The organism is Erwinia sp. OLFS4 (assembly GCF_002752165.1).
Taxonomy (GTDB): Bacteria; Pseudomonadota; Gammaproteobacteria; order Enterobacterales; family Enterobacteriaceae; genus Izhakiella.
In genome coordinates, this window is sequence record NZ_MOMB01000086.1 from 1 (window position 1) to 3,709 (window position 3,709).

General features: G+C 58.5%; 5 protein-coding genes. All 5 read left to right on the forward strand.

Annotated elements, in window-relative coordinates; genetic code table 11:
* Positions 1-312 precede the first annotated feature (312 nt).
* Positions 313-1,209, forward strand: a complete 897-nt coding sequence (locus BL249_RS18490) for a fimbrial protein (protein ID WP_099707623.1) — start codon at positions 313-315, stop codon at positions 1,207-1,209.
* Positions 1,210-1,247: 38 nt separating this feature from the next.
* Positions 1,248-1,964 (forward strand): fimbrial biogenesis chaperone, encoded by a 717-nt coding sequence (locus BL249_RS18495; protein WP_158233127.1) that lies wholly within the window; start codon positions 1,248-1,250, stop codon positions 1,962-1,964.
* A 33-nt stretch (positions 1,965-1,997) separates the two neighbouring features.
* The gene (locus BL249_RS18500) at positions 1,998-2,579 is read left to right on the forward strand and encodes a fimbrial protein (protein WP_099707621.1); all 582 of its coding nucleotides are present in this window, start codon (positions 1,998-2,000) and stop codon (positions 2,577-2,579) included.
* A gap of 38 nt (positions 2,580-2,617) precedes the next feature.
* Positions 2,618-3,214 carry a hypothetical protein gene (locus tag BL249_RS18505; protein ID WP_099707620.1) on the forward strand — a complete coding sequence of 199 codons (597 nt, stop codon included), beginning with the start codon at positions 2,618-2,620 and terminating at the stop codon, positions 3,212-3,214.
* A 131-nt stretch (positions 3,215-3,345) separates the two neighbouring features.
* Positions 3,346-3,709: hypothetical protein (locus tag BL249_RS18510; RefSeq protein WP_143354868.1), on the forward strand; the 364-nt coding region annotated here is incomplete at its 3' end.

Here is a 3,709-nt window from a genome sequence, read left to right on the forward strand (position 1 = left end):
TCTTAACCTCTTTCCAGGCTAACCTCCTGTTAAAAAACATATTTTCTATTGAAAATCATGTTTACATTTAGTTGACAAATAAATCTTCGTTTATGAAAGCATTTCATTCTATACAGAAATAAATGTTAGCAAAAAATCCCGCCATAACCCGTTAAAGCCGCTGAACAGGCTGCTTTTCCCGTTTGCTTGTCAAAATGGTCCTAATTGTAAAGCTCAATCATGAATCTATGGGGTGAGTAGGGCCGGCTGAGGGCGCTGCCCGGCGGCAGGATGCTTGCAAAAAACTAACCAATAGCTAAAGAGAAAAGACAAATGAAAAAGACATTTTTAAAGATGGGTTTGGCAGTGGGTGTGACACTGGCACTGGTTTCCGGTGCGCAGGCAGCGAACAACGCCACGGTCAACTTCAAGGGACAAATCACGCCGACGACCTGTGACGTGACGCTGAACGGTGCCGGTGACGTTGATCTGGGAACCTGGGCGAAAGCGGATTTCGATGCAACACAGGGCGCTGTTCTGCAAGCGAGTAAAAAAGTGACCTCGCTGCTTTTGAACAATTGTAAGGGTGATGACATTCCGATGAACAAATTCATGGTCCTGAAAGCAGAAAGCGCTGACCTGGACCCGACGCTGGCGACCGACGGCCTGTGGGGTGATACAGCCAGTCGTGCCACTGGCGTGGGTGTTCAACTGGAATGGAAAAGTGGGCCTGTGCCGACGCAGAAACCACTGACGTCCGCAGATAACACTATCCAAATCACGGAAACTAACAACACCAGTGCTGTCAATCCCGCGGACCTGGTGATTAAGCCGGTGACGGTGGAGGCTGCCCTGAAAAGTACCGCGGCAAACACGGCTCTGCAGGCCGGTAATATCCGTGCTTCGCTGGTGTTCTCGGCGGTTTATCTGTATTTCAGCGGGTGTTCGGGGGCATCTGTGCCTGCCGCCCTGCTGGTGCAGGGGGCGGTGGCCTCACGCCGATACGGTTTGTGGGGTGTCGGTGCCGGTGAGGGGCATGGCGTTGAACTGCGGGTCACTTACGGCGGGCGAACGCGCAGGGTGACGCCGACGGAGAATGCGTTTTTGTTGCCGCCGTCAGCGGTGGGTACGCAGTCGGTGCTCCCCCGACTCAGGATACAGAGTGCTCTGGCTCCTGGGACGCGAGGTGGGGTCAGGGCCGCGTTGCTGTTTTCAATGGTGTATGGCTGACAGAGCCGATGCGTAATGGAGTGAAGGGGTGTGAAACGATGCGGATAAAACGGTCTGCCGGGGTGTTGCTGGCGTTGCTGCTGGTATCAACCGCAAGCCGGGCCTTTATGTTGGGCGGGACCCGGGTGGTGGTGTATCAGGATGAGGGAAACTCTCTGTTGAAGGTGATTGGGTCGTCATCCGATCCGCTATCGCTGATCCGCAGCCGGGTGACCCGGTCGGTGGACGATAACCATCAGGTAGCAAACTTCTTTGTGACGCCGCCGTTGTTCCGTCTGGAGCCGGGGGGGCGCAGCATGTTGCGCATCAGTCTGTTGTCGCCGAAGGGGTTGCCGGTTGACCGCGAGAGTCTGTTTTATCTGAAGGTAGCGGGCATTCCGGCCACGAATCCGCTGGCGCGCAACAGCCGGCAGGGGTTTGCTGGCGCCTCGTTATTGCTGGGGACCGGCAACATCATCAAAGTGTTTTACCGGCCGCATGGTATCGGCGCGCCGACGGTCGACAGCTGGCGGCAACTGCGCTGGCAGCGGGTGCCGGGTGGGCTCCGTATCACCAATCCGACCCCCTGGACAGTGACCTTTTTCTCGGTTTCGGTGGATGGTTATCCGGTGGAGTTTGATGCGACACACCCCATCATGCTGGCACCGTTTAGCAGCCAGATGTATGGCAGTACCAGTGTCCAGAAGAAGCAGGCCGCCTGGGTGGTGTTGAATGACGCCGGCGGGAAGGTCAGTGGCACGGCGGCGATCAACTGACGGGTAGGCCCGTCAGTTGACAGGAGACGAACGATGAAAGATCGCGGGCAACGGACGGTATGGGGGGCGCTGCCGGTGGTGGGGCTGCTGTTGCTGAGTGGCGGTACGGTACGGGCCTCGACGACGGCCACGCTGAACCTATCCACCCAGATAGTCGCGGGGACCTGTACCTTCGTGCTGCCGGAGACGGTGTCGCTGGGCAATTTTGTGCCGGCGGACTTTACGGACAACAACGGCACGGTCAGGGTGCAACCCTTTGACATGACGCTGAAGGACTGTTCGGGGCCGTCGGGGTCGGCGGCGACGCCGGGGGTGATATTCGGCGGTACAACGCTGGATAACAGCCAGGGCATGATTTTTAACGACGCTCACAACGGACAGGCAGGCTTCATGTTCAAAGAGGGGCACTATGCCGGCAGTCTGGCGAATTATAAGGCGGCGCCCGTGACCGTCAAGTCCGGGGATATCAGTGCGCAGTCGCAGTTTAAAAAGGGTGAAGTACCGGCGGATGGCAAGGTGGTGCAATACAGTGTGGGCTTTGTTTCCGAAGGGGGACAGGCCCCTGCGGTGGCGGATGTCAATGCGGTCGTGAGTTTCCAGATGGCCTACCGATAGGTCATGGACATAGCGGTGAACGAGACGGAGACGAAGAGATGAAAATGGCGTCAGGATACCGCTGTTTGATGATGACGGCCCTGGTGATGGTCGGGGGCTGGAGTGGTGGCACCCGGGCGACCGACTCGACTGACTATGTGGTGTCCGTGGAGATTAGCGCGAGCACCTGTGATGTCCACTGGAGTCCTTCCTCCCCTTCCATCAGCAGTGTGGACCCGGAAGAGTTGGCCAAAGGCGGCCTGCACAGCATGACGCAGGTTGACCTTCAGCTGACGTGCACTGGGGTGCGGGGAGAGCAGGGGAAAAAGCCGGTGTTGACCGTCAGTGGGGACACCGTGCCGGTCACCGACAACGCGCAGGGGGCCTGGTTGTTCCATAAGGCGGGCGGGACGGGGGTCAGCGGGATGGGGTTCGTGCTGAGCAACAAAAACGCCGTGAACTGGGATACCAAAGATTTTGTCAAGGCCGGGGATGCGATTGTGCTTGGGAATGCCAATGAGACGCCGACGACCCAGATGAAGACGTACTACGTGGGGGTTGGCTGCGGGACGAACCCGACGTGTACCAGCGTGGCGGGTGAAAATAACACCGGCGAGCTGGCCGCGACGGTGACGTTTACGTTTGAATATCAGTGATGCGTGGTGGCAGACGTGAGGTGCCTCAATGAAAGAAATAAGAACGCGGCGGGGGGCCGGTCGCTGGCTTGCCGGGTGTCTGTTGCCTGTCGGGCTGGCGTTGTACGCCGGGGGCGTACAACGCCAATTCCGTGGCGCTGCAGTTTAATTACACGGTGGTGCAGGGGACCTGTACCGTTGCGGCCGATCCGACCGTGGTCTGGTCGGCGGCCGACCTGGCGACGGTGAATGGCGCGGTGGGGCAAAACTGGGTGATGCTGGCACCGAAAACGCTGACGGTCACGCTGAGCAACTGCAATGGGGCAGCGGATGCGTCCACCCGCCCGGCGTTGAAACTGACCGGCACGACGGCGACAGATGGCAGTACGAACCGGCAGAAGTACATTATCACCGCCGGGACAAACACTACGGGGTTTGGGGTGGTGGTGTCGGGGACGGTTGGCACGAACCCCGCCAACGGAGCGACCAACGACCTGGTGGCGATGAGTTGTATGA